Consider the following 19,826-nt stretch of genomic DNA (forward strand, 5'->3'; position numbering starts at 1 on the left):
ACAGCACCCCCCATCCCCCCGCGATCCAGCAAGCCGGCGACGCCGAGATCCTGCGCACCGAATCGGTCACCATGCGTCTGCTCATCGATGCCGAACAGGCCAACGGCTCGGTGAGCACCGTCGAGGTCACCATGGCGCGCGGCGCCGACGGCGCCGCACCGCATTTCCACACACTCTCCGACGAACTGTTCTATGTCGCCGAAGGCGAACTGCAACTCCTGGCCGGGGATCGCCTCGTCACCATCGGCGCGGGCGGCACGGCTGTCGTCCCGAAGACGACCACTCACGCCTTCGGCGCCACACCGGATGCCGGCGCCCGTATCCTGATCGCACTCATGCCCGGCGTCCAACGGTTCGGCTACTTCCGGCTGCTCGAACGCATCGCACGGGGCGAGGCGACCCTGGAAGAACTCGCCGCATCACAGGATGAATACGACAACCACTTCGTCGACGCGCCTCGGTGGTGGCAGGAGCGCAACGCCCAGCGACGCTGATCCGGGAACAACGGCGGCCCCGGGCGGGTTCGCATCGGCATGACCTTCTCCGTCCCCGTGACCGTCCGCGGTTATGAACTCGATGTCCAAGGCCATGTCAATCAGGCGGTCTACCTGCAGTATGCCGAACACGCCCGCTGGGAGTGCTTGCTGGCCGCCGGCCTCCAGGCGGACAAACTGGTGGCTGCCCGCATCGGACCGGTAGTACTGGAAAGCACCATCAAGTACCGGCGCGAACTGCGCGGCGGTGACGAATTCCGGGTCACCTGTGAATTCGAATGGGGCACCGGCAAGACGTATCGCATCCGGCAGGAGATGATCCGCGTCGACGGCACGCTCGCGGCCGAGGTGGCGGTGATCGGCGGCCTGCTCGATCTGGACGCCCGGCGGCTGCTCGAGGATCCGGCCGCGCGGTTACGCGGATTGGCCGAGAAGCCGGAACTACTCGGCGGCTGACCGCACTCCGGCGGTTCCGGCAAACATTTTTCCGGTCCGAACGTCCAGTCTGCTTTCCGGAAATCTTCCGCCACAGGAATTTTTGCGGAAACAAGATCAGATCCCGGGACGGGCAAATCGGGCAATATCAGCTTCCCCTGTCTGCGTGCGGCGTTATGATCCGGACGCGCTCGGGTCGTGGCACATTGCGAGCTAGATCGGAGATTCAGATGACCGATGCCCTCCACCCCCTCGGCACAACACAATCCGGAGCGACCGCCACCCTCACGGGTGTAGTCGTCGGCGAGTCCGACTGCGATATCCGGGTACGAGTTGCGGAGGGGACGTGGACCTTCCACCGCGGCGATGTGCTCGCCATCCGCGAGTACGACAACCGGACCGCCATGCCCGCGGACGCGGTCCTGATCGAGATACGGCCCGGTGCGACGGCCGATTTCACCCGCCGACTGCGCATCGATGTGGGGGAACGACCGATGACACTGGCGGCGCCACCGTCGCCTGCCTTCGGCGACGAACAGCTACGCCGGCTGACCGAGGCCTGGACGGCGCGACTGAATATCGCCGACTCTCCAGTGCACCCGGCTACCTTCACCTGCGCACAGACCAGGTCGCGTGACGGCAGCGACGACGGTATCCACTGCGACAGCCTCGACTGAGTGGCGCGATCGATGACCACCCGTACGGGGTCGGTCCTCATCGTCTCCGAATTCGACGATCTGCACGCCGCGGCCGTACAGGCGACACTGCGAGAACGACACGGGATCGACCCACTCCTGCTGGATCTTCGCGATTTTCCGCGCGAATCGGGCAGTTTCCGGCTCGACGGCCACGGAACGACCCGCTCCCTGGCCGGTCTGACCGGACTGGACGATATCCGTGCCGTGTGGTGGCGGCGGCCGCATCCCAGCCGGGTACCCGCCGGTGTCCGCGCGGACGACGATGCCTATCGGCAGGCCGAATGCGACGGTTTCGCGCAGGGCCTGCTGTGGTCGCTCCCGGCCCGCTGGGTCAACGACCCGGGTCACGACCGGATCGCCCATCGCAAGATCGTCCAATTGGAGACGGCTCGCCTCGCCGGCTGTGCCCTACCGGAGACACTGATCACCAACGATCCGGACGAGGCTCGGGAGTTCGTCGAAACCTGCGGGGCTCCCGTGGTTTTCAAACGCACCGGAACCTCGCGTGCGGAGTTCTCCGAGACCCGGCTCGTCGAACCCGCCGATCTGGACCGGCTGACCGCCATCCGCTCGTCGCCGACCACCTTCCAGCGCTATATCGACCCGGAATGCGATCTGCGTGTGGTGTGGGTGGAAGGACAGGAGTGGGTGGTGCGGATCGATTCCCCCGCGGGCGCGGGGCGAGTCGATTCACGGCTGGATATCTCGGTCGACTTCTCCCCCGCCCGGCTACCGGCATCGGTCAGCAAATCACTGGCGATTCTGATGGGCACGCTGGGACTCAGTTTCGGCGTGCTGGACCTGCGGATCGGCTTGGACGGCGAGCACTATTTCCTCGAGGTCAATCCACAGGGGCAGTTCGCCTATCTGGAGATCAAGACCGGACTGCCGATCTTCGCGAGTCTGGCCAACCTGCTGGCCCACGGAGACGGTGCCGTATCCGGGTGGTAGCCGCCCGGCCGGGCCGGTCCCCTCGCCCACGGATACCCCGCCGCCGGACTATGCCCGGCGGCGGGCCCGCGAATACCGTGCGGTCAGCGTGCTTTACGGCGGTTCGCGCCACCACGGCTACGGAGCTGCACATGCGACTCCGTGAGCACGTTGTGGATGAACCCGTAGGAACGTCCGGTCGCTCGTGCCAGCGACCTGATGCTCGCTCCTGCTTCGTATTGCTTCTTCAACTGGGTCTGTAGGCGGTCGCGTGACTTTCCCGTGACGCGGGTGCCTTTACCCAGCGTGCTCTTGCTCTGTACCGGTCTGTCGCCCATGGCTTCCTCCGAGTCGCCGAGCAGCGTCTCTCTCAGGCTAAGCATTCGGCGAGCATCCGGCAATGAGTTCTTGTGATGAAACTCACGCGAGCTGAATCAATTCCAGATACTCCGCCGACCAATGGTCCTCGGTACCGTCCGGAAGCAGGATCACCCGCTCCGGATTCAGCGCCTCGGCGGCCCCCGGATCGTGGGTCACCAGGACGACCGCGCCGGCATAGGTGCGCAGCGCGTCCAGGACCTGTTCGCGCGAGATGGGGTCCAGGTTGTTGGTCGGTTCGTCGAGCAACAGGACATTGGCGGCCGAGGAGACCAGCCCCGCCAGCGCCAGCCGGGTTTTCTCACCACCGGACAGCGTTCCCGCCGACTGCTCCAGTTGCGGCCCGCTGAACATGAAGGCCCCCAGCAGACCGCGCAGCTCCTGCTCACCCGCGTCCGGTGCCGCGTGCCGGATGTTCTCCCAAACGCTGGCCGAATCGTCGAGTGTGTCGTGTTCCTGCGCGAAGTAGCCGACCTTCAGGCCGTGGCCGGGGACCAACCCGCCCGCGGTGGGCTGTTCCGCGCCGGCCAGCAGCCGCAGCAGCGTCGTCTTTCCCGCACCGTTGAGACCCAGCACCACGACGCGGCTGCCGCGGTCGATGGCCAGGTCCACACCGGTGAAGATCTCCAGCGAGCCGTAGGCCTTGGTCAGGTTCTCCGCCATCAGCGGGGTCTTACCGCAGGCCGCGGGTTCCGGGAATTTGATCCGCGCGACCTTGTCCGCGACGCGCACCTCGTCCAGTTCCGCGATAAGCCGGTCGGCGCGTTTCGCCATGTTCTGAGCGGCAACGGCTTTCGTGGCCTTCGCACCGAGCTTCGCGGCCTGCGAGCGCAGCGCCGAGGCCTTCTTCTCCGCGTTCGCGCGTTCCCGGCGGCGGCGCTGTTCGTCGGTGGCGCGGGCATCGACGTATTTGGTCCAGCCCATGTTGTAGACATCGGCCTCACCGCGAACGGCGTCGAGGAACCAGACCTTGTTGACCACATCGGCGAGCAGATCGACATCGTGGCTGATGACGATGAGGCCGCCGTCGTGGTTCTGCAGGAAACCGCGCAGCCAGGTGATCGAATCGGCGTCCAGATGGTTGGTGGGCTCGTCCAGCAGCAGGGTGGTGTCGGAGCGGCCGCCGCTGCCGTCGGAGGCCGCGAACAGGATGCGCGCCAGTTCGATTCGCCGGCGCTGACCGCCGGAGAGGGTGCGCAGTGCCTGACCCAGCACCCGGTCGGGCAGGCCCAGGCTGTGACAGATCCGGGCGGCCTCGCTCTCGGCCACGTACCCGCCCAGCGCCGAGAAACGATCTTCGAGCCGGCCGTACTTACGGACTGCACGTTCGCGTTCGGTCTCGTCGGCCAATTCGGCCATCAACGCCTGCTGTTTCTCCATATCCCGCATCAGCGCGTCCAGTCCGCGCGCGGACAGCACCCGGTCGCGCGCGAGGACGTCGAGATTTCCCTCACGGGGATCCTGCGGTAGATAGCCGATATCACTGGACCGGGTGAGCGTTCCGGCGTACGGCTCGCCCTCACCCGCCAGGATGCGCAGGGTGGTGGTCTTCCCGGCACCGTTACGACCGACCAGGCCGATCCGGTCACCGGCCTGCACCCGCAGCGCCGGGCCCGGCGCGGACAGCAGGGTACGGACGCCGGCCCGGACCTCTAGGTCGGTCGCGGTGATCACAGATATCTCCTCGGAGTAGGGTCGGGAACAGGGGGTCCGGTGCCTTCGGTGGCGGTTGTTCCACCCATGATCGGCGGTACCCGGACACGGAACCACCGATTTTACCCGGCCTGCCCGAGTGCTCGCCCGGGCCGGGCGGCGCAGCGGTCCGCCGCCGACCGGGAAACCGGCCGTGCGGGGTAACGTGCCCGGATATGAGCACCGATCTGTTGGGTAAGAGCGCGCTGGTCTCCGGGGCCAGCCGGGGTATCGGCTACGCGGTGGCCGCGGAGTTGCTGAGCCGGGGCGCGAACGTGCTGATCACCGCGCGTAAACCCGAGCCGCTGGACAAGGCGGCCGCCGAACTGCGCGGGTTGGGGCACCAGGGCGAGGTCGTCGCGGTGGCCGGGAACTCGGGCGATGCCGAGGCTCGCGCGGCCGCCGTACAGCGCGCGGTCACCGAATTCGGATCGCTGGACATCCTCATCAACAACACCGGTATCAACCCGGTGTACGGCGCGCTGATGGAAGCCGATCTGGACGCCGTCCGCAAGATCTTCGATGTGAACGTCGTCGCCGCGCTGGGCTACGTCCAGGAGGCGTACAAGGCGTGGATGGGCGAGCACGGGGGCGCCGTGGTGAATGTGGCCAGCGTGGCGGGTCTGCGCTCGACCGGCGTGATCGCGGCCTACGGGGCGTCCAAGGCGGCACTCATCCGCCTCACCGACGAACTGGCCTGGCAGCTCGGCCCGAAGATCCGCGTCAACGCGGTCGCGCCCGGCGTCGTGAAGACCAGTTTCGCGGACGCGCTGTATTCGGCGGACGAGGATGCGGCCGCGCAGGCCTATCCGATGAAGCGGCTGGGTTCGCCGGAGGATGTGGCCCGGCTCATCGCTTTCCTGGCTTCCGACCAGGCGGAGTGGATCACTGGGGAGACAGTCCGTGTCGATGGCGGTCTGCTGTCGACCGGCGGTCTCTGAGGCTGATCGGAACCGGTCCGCGGCGGTGTCTGTGCACTGCCGCGGCCCGTTCTCTTTCCCGCCCACCGCCGTCGTATCGGCGGGGGTGGGTCAGGATCGATGCGGCAGATTCTGTAACCGCACCTGACCGCGGGCGACCAGACGGCCGTCGGCGTCGGTGACCACAACCTGCCAGAGCTGCTGCATCCCGCCACGATGGATCGGGGTGGCCTCGGCGGTGAGCTTTCCCTCGCGTACCGCGCGGAGGAAGTCGGTGGAGTTGTTGACTCCGACCACGACTCCGCGATCGCCGTACCAGGCGGCCCCACCGGTACTGGCGAGAGTTTCGACGACGGTGCACAGCACACCACCGTTCTGGATCCCGGCGGGCTGGTGGTGCCGCGGGGTAACGACCCATTCGCCGCATACCCGGTCCGGTCCCAGTTCGGTCACCCGCAGACCGAGCAGGTCCGCGAACGTGCCCTTGTTGATCTCGTTCATCTCCTCGGCGGTGAGATCGGCCATCGAATCCGGGAGCCGGGTTTGCTGTTCCGTCATGGATCAACAATCGCATGCGAGGCCGGGGCAGGAATGAACCGGCCACGCGGGATGCGGAAAGGAAGCGACGGGCCCCACCAGGAGGTGGGGCCCGTCGCGCGCATTGGATCGGGGGTCACCGCAGCCCTCGGGACTCTCGCGCGATCCGTACGCCGTTTTCGAGTATAGGTCAGCCTTACCTAACTAGGCAACACGTTGCGCGCGCCGGATTGCCAGCCCGCGATCCTCCAGCGCCATCAGCAGCCCCTGCCCACGGCGGGCGCCCGCCACCGGATCCGCACCCGCCAGCTCGGGAACGTAGGTCGTAGCGCCGGAAACGGATTCGGCGACCAGCGCCCAGAAACGACGCGGACTCAACCCCGCACAGCGGGCCAGTGCCCCCTGCACCAGCAACAGCGAGGGTTCACAGCGATAAGCGAGCCATACCCACATCGCCCGTTCACACGGCAAGGTCACCACGCCGGGTGAGCCGGCCAGCCGGTCACCGTCGACTACCCGAATCGTCGTATCCGTCAGACCCGCCCAGTCGATACCACCGTCGTTGTCGGTGTGGATCCAGACATTCTCCAGCCCGGGATCCCAGGCGCGGCCGTCGGCGACCCACAGCGCGGCGACGCGCCCCAGCACGGCGTGGATCAGCGCGGTGGCCACGACCTCCGCGGCCGCGGACGCACTGATCATTTCCGCGGCATGACGCCGGTACATCAGATCGATCCGACCTTCACGCAGCCCCGTGGACAGCGCCCACCAGCGCCTTTTGCCCTGATCGGCCATCGCAGCGGCGGCGTAGACACGCGGATGCTCGGGTTGCAGGGCACGCAGGCGGGAACATGCCGAACCGAACGGCGCCTCGTAGGGACGGGGGATGCGCACAGTGGCCAGTTCGGACATTCGAACCTCCTCGGGATCGGCGTTCGCAGCAACGACTTGATCGAAAGATAGGTTAGCCTTACCAGACCTAGCAAGTGTTTCGCGCGAATGAAGAATTAATGGCCGCAGCCCCCTCGTATCCCGCACCCGCTCGACCCCGCAGCGATGTAGCTGCGGGAGCCCGCGGAAGAACACCCCTATCCCACCGGCGAGGCAGATGAAACTGTGAGCTATGACCAATCCCACGCGGTTACGACACCCTGTAGTACGCCCAAGCGTCGTTGAAGTCGTAAAATCGAGAGATGGCTGGACTTGGTGAACTCGAGAAGGCGGTTATGGACCAGTTGTGGTCCGCCGACGAACCACAAACGGTCCGGCAGGTGCACGAGGCCCTGTCGGCGCGCCGCGAACTCGCGTACACCACAGTGATGACGGTGCTCCAGCGACTGGCGAAGAAGAACCTCGTGGTGCAGCGGCGCGACGATCGCGCGCACCGGTACGCTCCGGTACACAGCCGCGACGAGCTGGTCGCCGGACTCATGATGGATGCGCTGCAGCAAGCCGAGGAGGCCGGCAGCCGGGCGGCGGCCCTGGTGCATTTCGTGGAGCAGGTCGGAAAGGATGAAGCCGCGGCCCTGCGGGATGCGCTCGCTAAGCTCGAAGCAACCGAGGACACCGCACCGCCGCAGTGAGCTCGGACCCTGGCCCCACAACGCAGTGAGCAGAGTCGATGGATGCAGCAGCACCGGCCTTCGCCGTACTTGCCTTGCTTCTCGCCGGACCCGTTCCGGAGGCACTCAGTCGCGCGACCTGGACCTACCGCGTGCCCCGTGCCGCACTCGTACTCTGGCAGGCCATCGCCCTGGCCGCCGTACTCAGCGCCTTCAGTTCCGGCCTCGCCATCGCCGCCGAACTCCTGGTCCCCGGCCCCGACGGCCGGCCCACGACCAAACCCACCGATGAGATCGATGCGCTCGGGCTGCCGCTGTGGCTGGCATATGTCTCCGTCTTCATGCTGACGCTGATGGTCGGCGGGCGGCTGATGTACGCGTCGATCCGGGTCGGGATCCATACCCGCCGGCGCCGGGCCCGGCACCGCATGCTGGTGGACCTGCTCGATCAGAGCGGTCCGGTCCGCCGGGCCGCGGATATCCGGGTGCTCTCGGCCACCGAGCCCATCGCCTATTGCCTGCCCGGGCTGCGGCGGCGCGTGGTCGTGAGCGCGGGCACCCTGGACAACCTCAACGAACAGGAGCTGACCGCCATCCTCAGCCATGAGCGGTCACATCTGCGGGCCCGCCACGATCTGGTGCTCGAGGCGTTCACCGCGGCGCATGAGGCGTTTCCCCGCTTCGTCCGCAGCAAATCGGCACTGGATTCGGTGAAACTGCTCATCGAACTGCTCGCCGACGATTCCGCGGTGAAGGTCACCGGGCCCAAACCCCTGGCCCGGGCCCTGGTGGCGTGTTCGAAATCGATCGCCCCGCAGGGTGCGCTCGCGGTGGGTGGCCCCAGTACGCTCATCCGGATCCAGCGTCTGGCCGGTCCGCTGGGCGATCTCCGGATCGCCGGTGCCGCGTATCTCGCCTCGATCGCCATCCTGGTGGTGCCGACACTGTCGGTCGCGATTCCCTGGTTGGTCGAGCTGAGCCGGCTCTTCCGTGCCTGAACCCGTACGAGGAGCCCCGGAGCCACAGCCACCGGTGTCCGCGAAAGCGGCCGATCCGGCCGGCCCTCCCCCGTTCGCCCGCCTGGGTCTGCCGGTGCTCACGGTCCAGGCCCTGCGCCGGGAAGGCCTCACCGACCCGCTGCCCATCCAGGACGCCGCCATTCCGGATGCACTCGCCGGTCGCGATATTCTGGGTCGCGCGCCGACCGGGTCGGGCAAAACCCTCGCGTTCGGTCTGCCGATGCTCGCCCGGCTCGCCGGGCGGCCCGCCATTCCCCGCGCCCCGCGTGGCTTGGTCCTGACCCCGACCCGTGAACTGGCGCTGCAGATCGAGCGAGCGCTGGAACCCTTCGCGCTGGGACTCCGGTTGGCCGCCGCTGTCGGTGGGATGCCCACCGCCCGGCAGGCCGAGAAACTCCAGCGAGGTGTCGATCTGCTGATCGCCACCCCCGGCCGGCTCACCGATCTGGTCGAGCAGGGCGCCGCGGTACTGGACTCGGTGCGGGTCACGGCGATCGACGAAGCCGACCATATGGCCGATTTCGGATTCCTCCCCCAGGTCCGGCAGCTGTTGGACGCGACCCCCGGTGACGGACAGCGACTGCTGTTCTCGGCGACCCTCGACGACGAATCGGTCCACGATCTGGTCCGGCGGTATCTACGCGATCCGGTAACCCACAGCGTGGCCCCCGAGCCCGCGGCAGCCGTCGCGATCCACCACCTGCTCTACGTCGAACCCGCGGACAAACCCGCCGTGCTCGCGCGGATCGCCGCGCGCGAAGGACGCACCCTGCTGTTCGTACGCACCCAGTACGGCGCGGAGAAACTCACCCGGCGACTGCGCGAGCAGGGCATCGCGGTCGCGGCACTGCACGGCGGTCGCGCTCAGAACCGGCGGCTGCGCACGCTCGCGGCATTCGCCGACGGCGGGGTCTCGGCGCTGGTCGCCACCGATATCGCCGCACGCGGTATCCATGTCGACGCGGTATCGCTGGTCGTCCACGCCGACCCACCCGCCGACCCCAAGGACTATGTCCATCGAGCCGGCCGTACCGCACGGGCCGGCGCGAGCGGCACGGTCGTCACCGTGGTGACCCCGGACCAGCGCGCCGAAGTCACCGCTCTGGCGCGGGCAGCCGGGGTCGACGTGGTGACCCACACCGTCCGCCCGGACGATCGGACACTCCAGCAGCTCACCGGTGCCCGAGCACCGGCCGGCGCCCCGTCGGCACCCCCGGAACCCGCCGCCCGCGATCGGGACAGGCCGCGGCGCGGGTCCGGACGAGGACACCGGGCCGCTGCCCCGCCGCCGGCCCGCCGGCCACATCGCCGCCGGGCGAAGTGATGACCGTGCGGTAGACGGCCGCACCCCGCGATGCCGCCCACCACGGCCGGCTCCCTATTACCATGGGTGCAGTGCAGTTTCTCCCCGGGCAAACCCCGCCGTACGACCTGACCTACAACGACGTCTTCCTGGTTCCGAACCGCACCGATATCGCCTCCCGGTTCGACGTGGACCTCACCACGTCCGACGGTTCGGGCACCACCATCCCGCTCGTCGTGGCGAATATGACCGCCGTCGCCGGGCGGCGGATGGCGGAAACGGTGGCCCGGCGCGGCGGGATCGTGGTGTTACCGCAGGATCTGCCCAACAATGCCGCTGCCGAGACCATCGCCTTCGTCAAAAGCCGCTCGCTCACCGCGGACACCCCGGTGACTCTCACCTGGGATCATTCGGTTTCCGATGCCATGGCGCTGATCCACAAACGGGCGCACGGCGCGGTCGTCGTGGTCGACGAGGGCCGGCCGGTCGGCGTCGTCACCGAAGCGGCCTGTGCCGATGTCGACCGGTTCGCCCGGCTGCGCGAGATCGCCACCACCGATTTCGTCACCGCTCCGGTGACGGCCGAGCCTTCCTACATCTTCGACCGGCTCGAGGCCGCACACGCCGGCCTGGCGGTCCTGCTCGCCCCGGACGGCACCCTCGCGGGTGTGCTGACCCGCACCGGCGCGGTCCGGGACGGGATCTACACCCCGGCCGTCGATCAGGAAAACCGGCTCCGGATCGCCGCCGCCGTCGGAATCAACGGTGACGTGCCGGCCAAGGCCAAGGCGCTGGTGGACGCGGGCGCCGATGTCCTGGTGGTCGATACCGCCCACGGACATCAGGTGCGAATGCTGGAAACCCTGCGCGCCATCCGTGACCTGAGCCTCGGGGTACCCCTGGTGGCCGGGAACACGGTATCCGCCGAGGGCACCCGAGATCTGATCGCGGCCGGGGCCGATATCGTGAAGGTCGGAGTCGGGCCCGGAGCGATGTGCACCACCCGCATGATGACCGGTGTCGGCCGTCCCCAGTTCTCGGCGGTCGCCGAATGCGCCGCCGCGGCCGCGGAGCTCGGTGCGCATGTCTGGGCCGACGGTGGTGTCCGGCATCCGCGCGATGTCGCGCTGGCACTCGCGGCGGGCGCCTCCAATGTCATGATCGGGTCCTGGTTCGCCGGAACCTACGAGTCCCCCGGCGATCTGCGGGTCGACCGGGAGGGCAAGGCCTACAAGGAGAGCTTCGGAATGGCCTCCAAACGTGCGGTTGCGGCTCGTACCAGCGCAGATCACGGTTACGACCGGGCGCGTAAGGCCCTGTTCGAAGAGGGGATCTCCAGTTCCCGGATGCTCCTGGACCCCGAGCGTCCCGGAGTCGAGGATCTGATCGACCATATCTGCTCCGGCGTCCGCAGTGCGTGCACCTATGCGGGCGCGCGCACCCTCGCGGAGTTCCACGATCGCGCCGTACTGGGCGTCCAGTCAGCGGCCGGATTCGCCGAGGGCCGTCCGCTGCCGGGCGGGTGGTGAACCGCTCGGGCCCTCCGATACCGGAGTACACCGGCCTGTGCACCCGGGTGCACAGGCCGGTACCATGAGGATCGTCGGCGGCCGCCGGCACGAATCTTCAGGACGAAAGGAACCAGTTGTCACCCGCGTCCGAGGGCGCCACTCAGGAGGGCTCATCTATCGAGCCGGGTGACAGACCCGGCGTCCCCCTCCGCACGACCCTCCACCGACCTCCGGTTCGACCCGCTTCGCTGATGCCGATGCTCGCCGGGTGGTGGTGATATGTCCGTCCTACTCACCATCGCGAGCCTCATCGGGTTCGTGGCGCTCACCGCGGGCACAGCTCTCTTCGTAGCCGCGGAATTCTCCCTCACCGCTCTGGAACGCAGCACGGTGGAAGCGCACGCCCGCAGCGGCGATGTCCGGGCGCGCGCCGTCCGCCAAGCACATCGCACCCTCTCGTTCCAGCTGTCCGGCGCCCAGCTCGGTATCACCATCACCACGCTGATCACCGGTTATATCGCCGAGCCCGTGCTGGCCCGATTTCTGACACCGCTGTTCGGCGCCGTGGGGATTCCCGATTCCGCGGCCACCGGTATCTCGCTCGTCCTGGCCCTGATCCTGGCCACCTCGCTCTCGATGATCTACGGCGAACTGGTTCCGAAGAACATCGCGATCGCGGCTCCCCTGGCCACCGCACGCGCAACCGCGGGGCCGATGGTGGCGTTCTCGGCGGTGTTCAAACCGATGATCCAGTTCCTCAACGGTTCGGCGAACTGGGCGGTACGCCGGTTCGGGGTGGAACCCGCCGAGGAACTCCGTTCCGCGCGTTCCCCGCAGGAGCTGGGCTCGCTCGTGCGGACCTCCGCCCAGCACGGCGCCCTCGACCAGCGCACCGCGCAGATCCTGGACCGTTCGCTGCAGTTCGGGGAACGTAGTGCCGAGGAGCTGATGACTCCGCGGGTCAAGATCGAGGCGCTGGACCGCACCGGCACCATCGGCGACCTGCTGGCCGCGGCCGCCCGCACGGGATTCTCGCGGTTCCCGGTGATCGACGGCGATCTGGACAACACCCTCGGCGTGGTGCACGTCAAACAGGCGTTCGCACATCCCGCGCGCACCCGCGCAGGGGTGGGCCTGGCGCAGATCGCCCAGCCCGTTCCCGTTGTTCCCGCCAGCCTGGACGGGGACGAGGTCCTGGAACGGGTGCGGGCCGACGGTATGCAGGTGGCGCTGGTCGTGGACGAATACGGCGGCACGGCGGGCCTGGTGACCATGGAGGACATCATCGAGGAGATCCTCGGCGATGTACGCGACGAGCACGACGAGGAAGAGCGCGATGTACGCCGCGTCTCCGACGGCTGGGATTGCTCCGGTCTGCTCCGGATCGACGAGGTATCGCGAGCTACCGGCTACATCGCCCCCGAAGGCGAATACGAAACCCTGGGTGGCCTGGTGCTGACCAGACTGGGTCGCATCCCGGTGGCCGGCGATACGGTCGTCCTCCCGCAGCATCGCGGACCCGATCGGCGTCATATCGACGGACCGGGCGGCTGGCTCGCCCGGGTCGAGCGGATGGACGGACGTCGCGTGGACCGGATCCGGCTCGTACCGGTCGATGCCGCATCGATCGACGCGGCATCGCTACATCGCGAACAGCAACCGGCCGGACGGGAGCACCACCATGGGTGATCTACTCGCCGTCGCGTTCACCGTCGTACTCCTGGCGGGCAACGCGTTCTTCGTCGCCGCAGAATTCGCGCTGATCTCGGCCCGGCGTGACCGGCTCGAAGCGCTGGCCGCACAGGGTAAACGCAACGCCGACACCGTGATCCGGGCGGGACAGAACCTGTCGATGATGCTGGCCGCCGCGCAGCTGGGTATCACCATCTGCTCGATTCTGCTGGGCCGCGTCGGCGAACCCGCGGTCGCGCATCTGCTGGAACACCCCTTCGAACTGGCCGGGCTACCGGAATCCCTGCTCCACCCGGTGTCGTTCGTCCTGGCACTCACCATCGTGGTGATCCTGCACATCCTGCTCGGCGAGATGATCCCGAAGAACATCGCCCTCGCCGGGCCGGAACGCAGTGCGCTGCTGCTGGTGCCGCTGCATCTGGCGTGGCTGCGCATCGCCCGGCCGCTCATCGCGATCTACAACTTCGCGGCCAATACCACCCTGCGAATGCTGCGGATCGAACCGAAAGACGAACTCGAGGCCGCCGTTTCGAGCGACGAACTCGCCGAGATGATCGGCGAATCCCGGTCCGAGGGGCTGCTCGACGAGGAGGAGCACCGCCGCCTCACCCAGGCATTGGGTACGGGCGAGCGGTTCGTGGCCGAGGTGATGGTCCCACTACACCGGATGCGCACCGTCCCGCTACGCGGGGCGGGCGGCACCACCCTCGGCGATATCGAGAACGCGGTCGCCGAAACCGGGTTCTCCCGGTACCCGGTGCGGGCCGCCGACGGTTCCCTGGTCGGTTACCTGCATGTCAAGGACGTACTCGACAAGGTATCCGACGAGGCGGCCGGACCGAACACCGAGATACCGCGGACCGATATCCGGCCGCTACCGACCGTTCTGCTGGGGACCACCCTGTACGAGGCACTGGCCAGACTGCGGCGGACCAGCAGCCACCTCGGCCGGGTGGTGGACGCGCGCGGTAACACGGTCGGCATCGTCGCACTGGAGGATCTGGTCGAACAGTTCGTCGGTACAGTGCGCGATGCCACGCACCGGGTGGCCGAATGACGGCAGGGGTCACCCTCCGGATACTCGCCGAATCCGAGTGGCGGGCCCGCGCCACCGCACACCGCGCGCGGGCCGACAGCCTGGCAGGCGACTACCTGCAGCGCCGCGCGGCCGGGGTGAAACATCCGGTGCTCGATTTCCTGTGGACCTATTACAGCCACCGGCCCGCTCAGCTACGGCGCTGGCATCCCGGTTACGGTGTCGCATTGCGCGGCGCTCCCGAGTACACGGGCCTGCGCGGCTACCACCTGCTCGACGACGCAGACCCCGCCTCGGTCGTCGTCACCGCCGATCCCCGATTTCTCCGCAGCCGCGGCGAGACCGTGGCCTATATCGCCGGCCTACTGCGTGCGACCGCGACGCGACCGGCCCAGCTGTCGTGTTTCGGCCTGCACGAATGGGCGATGGTGTACCGCGCCGGGGAGGTCCGCCACGATGCGGTCCCGCTGCGTCTCGGCGCCGCGGGTACCGATGCCGTGGTGGAGTCGATGCCGGTGCGCTGCACCCATTTCGACGCGTTCCGGTTCTTCACCCCGCCCGCCGTCGGCCGCAACGACCGGCAACTCACCCGGGACGGCCAACTGCACAGCGAGCAGCCGGGCTGTCTGCACGCGAATATGGACCTGTACAAGTGGAGTTTCAAACTCTCTCCGCTGCTGTGCTCGGATCTGCTGCTGGACTGTTTCGCCCTGGCCCGTGATGCCCGCGAGCTCGATATGCGCGCCAGTCCGTACGATCTGCGCGAATACGGCTACGAACCCGTCCCGATCGAAACCCCGGCCGGACGGGCCGATTACGTCCGAGCCCAGGCTGCGATCGCCGATCGAGCAGCGGTATTGCGCCGGCATCTGCTGGACTCCTGCGAATCGCTACTGGCAGCGCTGGACTGACCCAGACATTTCGGCGAAACCGCCCCTGCCCCGGGCCCGAATCGCTACCATCACTGAACAATTCCGGGATGTGTCCCAAACCCAACCCGGACGGTTCGGACGAGATTGCTCGGGAAGCGTGAGGATGCGATGGGGCGTCCCTTCGGACAGGTCTATCGGGCCAGGTCACTGGCCCTGGGCGCGGTCGCGGTGGTCGCCGCGATCATGGTGCCGGGCAGCGCCGCGGCGGATCTGCGATCCGATATCCAGAACGAGGTCCGCGAGTTCCTCGATATCGGCCGCACCGCAGTACCCCGTGCCGAATGCGGGCCCGGCTCCATGCCCGAACCCGGCCTGCAGGGCGATGTGCCGGCCGCCGACCGGGACAGTGGACGCAGCACTCAGGGCTACCGGTGCAATATGTCGATGATCGGTCAGTTCGCCGGCCGCGGTGCCGGAATCACCTCCACCAGCTTCGAACACTGCTCCTATATGGGAACCTTCTTCCCCGGCAACCTGCTGCACCAGAACGGCGGAGTCCAGGTACTCGACGTCTCCGACCCGGCGAATCCACGCCCGACCGCGACCCTGAACGAACCGGCGATGGTCGCCGGTACCTGGGAGAGCCTGAAGGTGAACCCGCAGCGGAAACTGCTGGTGGGCACCGGGGTTCCGATGCTCGTCGGGGCCGGCTACCTCTCGGTCTACGATATTTCCGATTGTGCGCATCCGCGGCTGCTGAATCCGGGACCGGGCGCGAACCTCGGTATGCCCCTGCCGATCACCACCCACGAGGGCGGGTTCTCGCCGGACGGGAACACCTACTGGGCGTCCGGGATCACACCGGGCTTCCTCAGCGCCGTCGATCTCAGCGATCCCACCAACCCCCGGGTCGTATGGCAGGGGCTCACCGGAATCACCGCGCACGGTTTCGGCGTGAGCCCGGACGGGAACCGCGTCTATCTGTCGGCGCTCAGCGGGGTGACCGTTCTCGACGTCAGCGCGGTACAGCGGCGCGACCCGAATCCCCAGGTGCAGCACATCGGGCGCATGTTCTGGTCCGACGGGTGGGCCACCCAGCACAGCATTCCGGTCACCTACGACGGGAAGCCCTATATCTACACGGTCGACGAGGGGGGCTCCGGTGGCGTGAAATTGATCGATGTCTCCGATGACGCCGACCCCCGGGTCGTCGCGAAGGTGAAGCTGGAGATCAATCTGCCGCAGAATCTGGACAGCAGTATCGCCTCCTCCATGGGCGGTTCGATCTTCGCCTACGAATCCCATTACTGCGCCGCCGACCGCCCGGTGAACCCGACCGCACTGGCCTGCGGCTGGATTTCGTCCGGGATCCGGGTGTTCGATATCCGCGATCCGGGGGCCATCCGGGAGATCGCCTACTTCAACCCGCCCGCACGGACGGGGCGCAACCTCGATATGGTCAACTCCCCGCACGCGCTGGCGTCGCTGCTCGGTATCCCGGCGATGACGGCGCCGAGCGCGGCCCGCGCGGTCCTCGAGGGCCAGTTCGATCCGTCCCAGGCGCTCTCCTCGCGCACCGGCAAACTCGCCCTGGGCGATGTTTCCACCGACTGGTGTCTGTCGCCGCCGGAATGGCGCGGCAACGATCTCCACGTCACCTGTTCCGACAACGGATTCATGGTTCTGCACGTGGACGAATCGGTGTACTCGCCGCCCGCCGATCAACAGTCCGTGGTGGGTTCCTGAGCGCACGGTGGGCCGCCAGGAACAACGGAACCCGGATGCCCTCGAGCATCCGGGTTCCGCGTATCTGTCGGCTACCGACTCACAGCGGCGGGAATCCCGCCGAACCGGTGGTCGCCCAGTTCCAGAAATCCCCGACCCGCGTCACGATCAGCGCGGCAATATCGAGCACAGTACTACCCATCGAGCCAGTCCTCACATCAGCTTGCAGATACGGTGGCCGAGAATAGGGCCCCCGGCAGATCGGGACAACCGGGCACCGGCGATGTCACATCTGCGAATCCGAGACTAATCGTGGGTCTGCAGCCGTGGCCACTCACGGCCACTATGTGCCAGCGTGGACGGATCCGTGGTGAGAAGAGTGCCGGATTTATTCGGTTCGGGTGCCGGACCCGCCACCGCGGCGACACTGCGTACTTCGAGTTCGGCCACTCCGACCAGCACAACCAGACCCACGACCACCAGTGCGACCGTGGTGAGCAGCGGAGTGAGCAGCTCGACCGGTGCCACCCCCTCCGGCAATCCCTGATGTTCACCGTGGTGGGCGCTCATGGACGCCATCCCGGTGTAGTGCATACCGCATACCGCGACACCCATGATCATCGCCGCACCCACGGTGTTGCCCCAGCCCTGCACGTGCAACATGAACCAGAGTGCCGCGGTGGCGGCGACGACCGCGATCACCAGCGAGAGCAGGACCAGACCGGTGCTGTATTCCATCGCGACGCCGGTGCTCATAGCCGCCATGCCCAGGTAGTGCATGGCGGCTACTCCGAGCCCGGTCACCGCGCCACCGAGTGGCAGCGAGATCACCTCGCGGTTTCCGCGCACGACGATCGTGAGCCCGATGAACACCACGACAATCGCGATGGCCGCGCTGAGCAGCGTTATCGGCATGTTGTAGCGGATGCTCGTGCCCTCGACGGTGAACCCCAGCATGGCCGTGAAATGCATGACCCAGATCCCCGCGCCGCCGAGCGCGATGGCTGCCGCGAGCAGCCATCCGACGGCCGGTCTCGCTGTCCTGGCCCGCACCGCGCAGCGCAGGCCGAGGACCGAACCGATGAATGACATCACATAGGCAAGGACAGGAGTCACCCAGCCGTTGCTGAAGTGCTCGAGATGTAGCACGTTCTCTCTACTCCGCTTGTATTAGTCGTTTTCCGAACCACCACCGCGTGGACAGTAGTTCGATGCACCCGAACCCGGTTGCAAGGTAAAAATTTCACATCAGGCAGGCGGGTGGCCGCCACCTGATGTCACAACTGGGCTATCGCGTACCGCACAGCGATTAGCCCAACAGGTAGGCCGGGGTGGCCGGTGGCGCCACGTTGTAGACGAAGTTTCGCCGCAACTCGTGGTACGGCTCACCCTCGGCGAAGAAGTTCCGGCGCATATGCGCCAATTCCTCGGACCGGTATTCGGCCAGCGGTTTGGCCGATTCGTCCGCTTCACGCAGTTGTTTCTTGGCCGTCAACCAGTTCTCCAGTTCCGGCGAATCCGCCAGCAGCGTCGCCTCCCGACGTACCCATTCGCGGAATTGCGTGGTACTACCCGCGACGACCCGGTCCACCAGGCCGATTTCCGCGGCCGCCGTGGCCCCGACGGGCAGAGTCTCACGGGTGAGCCGGGCGGCCTCCGTCGATCCCACTCGCCGCGGCAGCGAATACGTCCAGTATTCCGAGCCGTACAGCCCCATCAACCGGTAATGCGGATTGAGCACAGCCGATTGGCGGCACCACACCTCGTCGGCGGCGAGCGCGAGCATAACGCCACCGGCCGCCGCGTTCCCGGCCAGCGCCGAGATCACCAGCTTGTCCGTCGTCGTGAGGATCGCTTCGACGAGATCGTTCATCGCGGTGATATTGCGCCACGATTCCTCGGCCGGGTCCTCGGCCGCCTCGATGACGTTGAGGTGGATACCGTTGGAGAAGAAGTCGCGGGCGGGACCCAGTACCAGCGCCCGGACCGGCCGCGCGCAGGCCTGCTCGTACGCGGCCAGCAGCCGCCGGCACTGCTCGGTGCTCATCGCACCGCCGGCGAAGGCGAATTCCAGATAGCCGACCGATCCCTGCTCGTAATACCGCAGCTCCGACCATGTATCGCGGACTGCCGCCTCGGCCGGGGTGACCGGGACCTCCGGAACATTGCCGGGTAGATCGGCACCGAGCGCGTCGACGGCGGGGCGTTTGAAGGTCCGCGGCCCGCCCGGTACCCGGCGGCGCCGCAGCTGCGGCAGCCAGACCGCGCCGTCGGCCGTGGCCCGGCAGATCGCACCGTCACGAGTGGCGATCACCGCTCCCGGAACACCGCGCAACCGGTCTTCCCGGTGCCCGCCGTGGACGAAGTACTCCCGGCCGTAGAATTCGTCGAGAACACCCGGCTGGGAGTCGGCGGCGCGCAATTTACGCAGGACCGACGCGGTGTCCTCGGTCCGCCAATCGATCATGCGGTATCGCTGGGAATGGTAGGGCCGCAATTCCCCGCGCACATCGGGCCGGCCGTAGTCCAGCGGCTCGGGCTCGAAGTCGCCGCCGGCGAACCGGTCCACTGCCAGCAGAACCGCCGCCACCGCGGCATCGGAAACCTCGTTACGGTACAGCTCGCTCTTACCGCAGCTGGCGACCGCGAACGGCATCGACGCCCAAATCGGCCCCGCGTCCATTTCGGCGACGGCCTGCAGAACGGTCACGCCCCACTCCTGGGCGCCGGTGCTGATCGCCCAGTCGAGCGAGGAGGGTCCACGATCGCCCTTCGGGCCCGGATGCACGATCAGGACCGGGTACTCGGTCCAGACGTCTTCCGGAATCGCGGTGGTCAGCATCGGTGCCAGGATGAGGTCCGGCCGGAAATGCGTAACCCGGGCCCGGAGCAGATCGTCACCGAGCGCCAGCTCGACCCCCACCTCGTACCCGCGAGCGCGCAGTTCGGTGTGCACGCGCTGAGTCAGACTGTTGAATGCGCTGGCGACGAGCAGGACGCGCAAGGTTTCCTCCATCGGGCG

Annotated in this window: 19 protein-coding genes; 13 read left to right on the forward strand and 6 right to left on the reverse strand. The window is 67.5% G+C overall.

The window, feature by feature from the left end:
• The first annotated feature begins 71 nt into the window (after positions 1-71).
• The 4 genes from ABZ827_RS06560 to ABZ827_RS06575 all read left to right on the forward strand — a co-directional run bounded on the left by ABZ827_RS06560 (position 72) and on the right by ABZ827_RS06575 (position 2,578).
• Positions 72-494 (forward strand): cupin domain-containing protein, encoded by a 423-nt coding sequence (locus ABZ827_RS06560; protein ID WP_357234561.1) that lies wholly within the window; start codon positions 72-74, stop codon positions 492-494.
• Positions 495-533: 39 nt separating this feature from the next.
• A complete protein-coding gene (locus ABZ827_RS06565) occupies positions 534-950 on the forward strand; it encodes an acyl-CoA thioesterase (protein WP_357233465.1) in 417 nt (138 codons plus the stop codon).
• Positions 951-1,159: 209 nt separating this feature from the next.
• Positions 1,160-1,606 (forward strand): hypothetical protein, encoded by a 447-nt coding sequence (locus ABZ827_RS06570; RefSeq protein WP_357233467.1) that lies wholly within the window; start codon positions 1,160-1,162, stop codon positions 1,604-1,606.
• Between the two features lie 12 nt (positions 1,607-1,618).
• A complete protein-coding gene (locus ABZ827_RS06575) occupies positions 1,619-2,578 on the forward strand; it encodes a hypothetical protein (protein WP_357233469.1) in 960 nt (319 codons plus the stop codon).
• A gap of 83 nt (positions 2,579-2,661) precedes the next feature.
• Here the strand turns inward: ABZ827_RS06575 and ABZ827_RS06580 are convergent, their stop codons facing one another.
• Positions 2,662-2,895, reverse strand: coding sequence for a helix-turn-helix domain-containing protein (locus ABZ827_RS06580; protein WP_280422023.1), 234 nt, complete (start codon positions 2,893-2,895; stop codon positions 2,662-2,664).
• Positions 2,896-2,977: 82 nt separating this feature from the next.
• The gene (locus tag ABZ827_RS06585; protein ID WP_357233470.1) at positions 2,978-4,609 is read right to left on the reverse strand and encodes an ABC-F family ATP-binding cassette domain-containing protein; all 1,632 of its coding nucleotides are present in this window, start codon (positions 4,607-4,609) and stop codon (positions 2,978-2,980) included.
• A gap of 194 nt (positions 4,610-4,803) precedes the next feature.
• Between ABZ827_RS06585 and ABZ827_RS06590 the strand changes: the two genes are divergently transcribed.
• Positions 4,804-5,568: an SDR family oxidoreductase gene (locus ABZ827_RS06590; RefSeq protein ID WP_357233472.1), complete on the forward strand. Its 765-nt coding sequence runs from the start codon at positions 4,804-4,806 to the stop codon at positions 5,566-5,568.
• Positions 5,569-5,658: 90 nt separating this feature from the next.
• Here the strand turns inward: ABZ827_RS06590 and ABZ827_RS06595 are convergent, their stop codons facing one another.
• On the reverse strand, positions 5,659-6,105 hold the full coding sequence (locus ABZ827_RS06595) for a PaaI family thioesterase (RefSeq protein WP_357233473.1): 447 nt from the start codon (positions 6,103-6,105) through the stop codon (positions 5,659-5,661).
• Positions 6,106-6,288: 183 nt separating this feature from the next.
• Positions 6,289-6,996 carry a hypothetical protein gene (locus ABZ827_RS06600; RefSeq protein WP_357233475.1) on the reverse strand — a complete coding sequence of 236 codons (708 nt, stop codon included), beginning with the start codon at positions 6,994-6,996 and terminating at the stop codon, positions 6,289-6,291.
• A 281-nt stretch (positions 6,997-7,277) separates the two neighbouring features.
• On the opposite strand from ABZ827_RS06600, the gene ABZ827_RS06605 reads away from it, so the two are divergent.
• The 8 genes from ABZ827_RS06605 (at position 7,278) to ABZ827_RS06640 (ending at position 16,825) form a co-directional block, all read left to right on the forward strand.
• Entirely contained in the window at positions 7,278-7,667 is a 390-nt protein-coding gene (locus ABZ827_RS06605) for a BlaI/MecI/CopY family transcriptional regulator (protein ID WP_357233477.1), read from the forward strand.
• 38 nt (positions 7,668-7,705) lie between these two features.
• The gene (locus tag ABZ827_RS06610; protein ID WP_357233479.1) at positions 7,706-8,644 is read left to right on the forward strand and encodes a M56 family metallopeptidase; all 939 of its coding nucleotides are present in this window, start codon (positions 7,706-7,708) and stop codon (positions 8,642-8,644) included.
• Between the two features lie 34 nt (positions 8,645-8,678).
• Positions 8,679-9,989, forward strand: a complete 1,311-nt coding sequence (locus ABZ827_RS06615; RefSeq protein ID WP_357233481.1) for a DEAD/DEAH box helicase — start codon at positions 8,679-8,681, stop codon at positions 9,987-9,989.
• A 71-nt stretch (positions 9,990-10,060) separates the two neighbouring features.
• Positions 10,061-11,497 (forward strand): GuaB1 family IMP dehydrogenase-related protein, encoded by a 1,437-nt coding sequence (locus ABZ827_RS06620; RefSeq protein WP_357233483.1) that lies wholly within the window; start codon positions 10,061-10,063, stop codon positions 11,495-11,497.
• Positions 11,498-11,758: 261 nt separating this feature from the next.
• Positions 11,759-13,168: a hemolysin family protein gene (locus ABZ827_RS06625; protein WP_357233485.1), complete on the forward strand. Its 1,410-nt coding sequence runs from the start codon at positions 11,759-11,761 to the stop codon at positions 13,166-13,168.
• Entirely contained in the window at positions 13,161-14,228 is a 1,068-nt protein-coding gene (locus ABZ827_RS06630) for a hemolysin family protein (RefSeq protein ID WP_357233487.1), read from the forward strand. The genes ABZ827_RS06625 and ABZ827_RS06630 overlap by 8 nt, the downstream gene beginning before the upstream one ends.
• Positions 14,225-15,118: a 3-methyladenine DNA glycosylase gene (locus ABZ827_RS06635; RefSeq protein ID WP_357233489.1), complete on the forward strand. Its 894-nt coding sequence runs from the start codon at positions 14,225-14,227 to the stop codon at positions 15,116-15,118. The genes ABZ827_RS06630 and ABZ827_RS06635 overlap by 4 nt, the downstream gene beginning before the upstream one ends.
• Before the next feature lie 129 nt (positions 15,119-15,247).
• Positions 15,248-16,825: a hypothetical protein gene (locus tag ABZ827_RS06640; RefSeq protein WP_357233491.1), complete on the forward strand. Its 1,578-nt coding sequence runs from the start codon at positions 15,248-15,250 to the stop codon at positions 16,823-16,825.
• Positions 16,826-17,110: 285 nt separating this feature from the next.
• Here ABZ827_RS06640 and ABZ827_RS06645 read toward each other — a convergent pair whose 3' ends face one another.
• Positions 17,111-17,953, reverse strand: a complete 843-nt coding sequence (locus ABZ827_RS06645; RefSeq protein WP_357233493.1) for an MHYT domain-containing protein — start codon at positions 17,951-17,953, stop codon at positions 17,111-17,113.
• 160 nt (positions 17,954-18,113) lie between these two features.
• Entirely contained in the window at positions 18,114-19,820 is a 1,707-nt protein-coding gene (locus tag ABZ827_RS06650; protein WP_357233494.1) for a hydrogenase maturation protein, read from the reverse strand.
• Positions 19,821-19,826 lie beyond the last annotated feature (6 nt).

The organism is Nocardia sp. NPDC019395 (genome assembly GCF_040632335.1).
Classification (GTDB): domain Bacteria; phylum Actinomycetota; class Actinomycetes; order Mycobacteriales; family Mycobacteriaceae; genus Nocardia.

Bases quoted from the DNA above. Each gene is read 5' to 3' on its own strand.
- ABZ827_RS06575 (WP_357233469.1), top strand. From the start codon at position 1,619: ATGACCACCCGTACGGGGTCGGTCCTCATCGTCTCCGAATTCGACGAT.
- ABZ827_RS06565 (WP_357233465.1), top strand. From the start codon at position 534: ATGACCTTCTCCGTCCCCGTGACCGTCCGCGGTTATGAACTCGATGTC.
- ABZ827_RS06590 (WP_357233472.1), top strand. From the start codon at position 4,804: ATGAGCACCGATCTGTTGGGTAAGAGCGCGCTGGTCTCCGGGGCCAGC.
- ABZ827_RS06635 (WP_357233489.1), top strand. From the start codon at position 14,225: ATGACGGCAGGGGTCACCCTCCGGATACTCGCCGAATCCGAGTGGCGG.
- ABZ827_RS06630 (WP_357233487.1), top strand. From the start codon at position 13,161: ATGGGTGATCTACTCGCCGTCGCGTTCACCGTCGTACTCCTGGCGGGC.
- ABZ827_RS06600 (WP_357233475.1), bottom strand. From the start codon at position 6,996: ATGTCCGAACTGGCCACTGTGCGCATCCCCCGTCCCTACGAGGCGCCG.
- ABZ827_RS06640 (WP_357233491.1), top strand. From the start codon at position 15,248: ATGGGGCGTCCCTTCGGACAGGTCTATCGGGCCAGGTCACTGGCCCTG.
- ABZ827_RS06605 (WP_357233477.1), top strand. From the start codon at position 7,278: ATGGCTGGACTTGGTGAACTCGAGAAGGCGGTTATGGACCAGTTGTGG.
- ABZ827_RS06625 (WP_357233485.1), top strand. From the start codon at position 11,759: ATGTCCGTCCTACTCACCATCGCGAGCCTCATCGGGTTCGTGGCGCTC.
- ABZ827_RS06580 (WP_280422023.1), bottom strand. From the start codon at position 2,895: ATGGGCGACAGACCGGTACAGAGCAAGAGCACGCTGGGTAAAGGCACC.
- ABZ827_RS06570 (WP_357233467.1), top strand. From the start codon at position 1,160: ATGACCGATGCCCTCCACCCCCTCGGCACAACACAATCCGGAGCGACC.
- ABZ827_RS06595 (WP_357233473.1), bottom strand. From the start codon at position 6,105: ATGACGGAACAGCAAACCCGGCTCCCGGATTCGATGGCCGATCTCACC.
- ABZ827_RS06610 (WP_357233479.1), top strand. From the start codon at position 7,706: ATGGATGCAGCAGCACCGGCCTTCGCCGTACTTGCCTTGCTTCTCGCC.
- ABZ827_RS06560 (WP_357234561.1), top strand. From the start codon at position 72: ATGCGTCTGCTCATCGATGCCGAACAGGCCAACGGCTCGGTGAGCACC.
- ABZ827_RS06650 (WP_357233494.1), bottom strand. From the start codon at position 19,820: ATGGAGGAAACCTTGCGCGTCCTGCTCGTCGCCAGCGCATTCAACAGT.